Origin of the sequence: Metabacillus arenae, assembly GCF_014773385.1 — a bacterium.
Lineage (GTDB): Bacteria > Bacillota > Bacilli > Bacillales > Bacillaceae > Metabacillus_D > Metabacillus_D arenae.
This window is the reverse complement of record NZ_JACXAI010000077.1, coordinates 1-1,797: the sequence shown is the minus strand read 5'-3', so window position 1 is coordinate 1,797 and position 1,797 is coordinate 1. Positions and strand designations below refer to the sequence as shown.

At 39.2% G+C, this 1,797-nt stretch carries 1 protein-coding gene; it reads left to right on the top strand.

What is annotated here, in order from left to right; translation table 11 throughout:
• Positions 1-804: 804 nt before the first annotated feature.
• On the top strand, positions 805-1,797 hold a 993-nt coding region (gene ltrA, locus IC621_RS26195; protein WP_449810330.1), incomplete at its 3' end, for a group II intron reverse transcriptase/maturase.

Here is a 1,797-nt window from a genome sequence, read left to right as displayed (position 1 = left end):
ATGGGTGCGAAATGTTCCTGATTCAAATGAAATGTGGTCACACAATTTCGGTAAAGGTCAGGCAGTTTTAGGTCTCTGAAACTGAAGGGTTATGTCGAGGAGTCGAATGAGGAGGTAACGCTCTGAAAGGCTTCCCCTGCGTCGAATAGCACGCTGTTTAGTAAGAAAAAGTGTGTTATAAGCTCGGCTAATAGGCGTGAGAATTTACCGTAACAGTCTGGCTGACGAAAGCCTACCCGATGGGGTGGTGTAAATCATGGTGCTTGGGTTGAACAGATATGGAGAGAATGCGATGAAATTTAGTAAGAAAGTATATTGCTGACAAACTTCTGAATGTACGGGTCTAGACGCGCGTTTTACAGAAATGTATTTACTACTAAATGTAGGGTTAGCTGTGGATGAGTAAGAATCCATAATATAAAAATCCATCTTGTGTTACAGGCACAGGCAATGCTAACAGGCTCATAGGAAGCACCTAAGTTTGTTCCATAATAGATATAACTCAACATTGTAAGCTGATAACGTGGAGGGCTTACTCTTGATGAAGCGTTGGAAAGGAAAATAGTCGTGAGAATAGCGACTGTATAACTTTTCTTCATATCAGTGAAAGTGGTGGCACAGTACCTTCGAAGCGTGTAACGAACGTGGAGGGATAGCCACTAGACTAATAAAAGATTCATTCACCATGCAAGACAGTTCTTCAACGATTAATAAGGTTCTTGTAAGACTAATAGAGGTTCAGCTCTAAAAGGAGCCACCGACTTGTTAAAACGAAAGAAACTGAGGCACAATGAGTATTATGATATGCAATATCATTTTGATTCTTTATACGCTCAAAGTGCTAATGGTCAAAATTTTTATGGATTACTCGATTTAATGCAATCCGATGGAAATATTCGGTTAGCTTATCGGAATATTAAACGAAATACCGGCAGTAAAACGGCTGGATATGATGGATTAACGATTGAAGATATAAAGCGACTATCTGTATCAGAAGTTATATCGAAGATACAACGAATGTTCGAACACTATACACCCCAATCCGTTCGGCGGGTCTTTATTCCAAAGGCAAATGGAGAAACACGACCCTTAGGGATTCCGACTATTTGGGATAGATTGTTCCAACAGTGTATTCTTCAAGTGCTTGAGCCGATTTGTGAAGCGAGGTTTTATAAACACAGCTATGGTTTTAGACCAAATCGCAGTACACATCATGCGAAAGCTAGGTTTGAAACGCTCATTAATCGTGCGTGCCTATATCATTGTGTAGATGTTGATATAAAAGGATTCTTTGACAATGTGGATCATGCCAAATTAATAAAACAAATGTGGTCACTTGGCATTCGTGATAAGGCACTACTTTCCATTATTTCACGTCTTTTAAAGGCTGAAATTATTGGAGAAGGCTTCCCAACGAAAGGTACACCCCAGGGGGGGATTTTATCGCCCCTTCTATCTAACATCGTATTAAATGAACTAGATTGGTGGGTTAGTAATCAATGGGAAAGCTTTGAAACTCGAAAGCTATATAAATCACAGAATGGCAGATATAATGCATTGAAACAATCGAACTTAAAACATTGTTATATCGTGAGATATGCGGATGACTTTAAAATCCTTTGCCGCACTCGCTCACAAGCAATCAAAATGTATTATGCAGTGAAGGATTTTCTTCAAACAAGGCTACGTCTTGAAATTAGCGAAGAAAAATCGAAGGTTGTCAACTTAAAGAAGAACTCATCAGAGTTCTTAGGTTTCTGCCTTAAAGCACATCTAAAGAGGACGAAGAAAAGAACA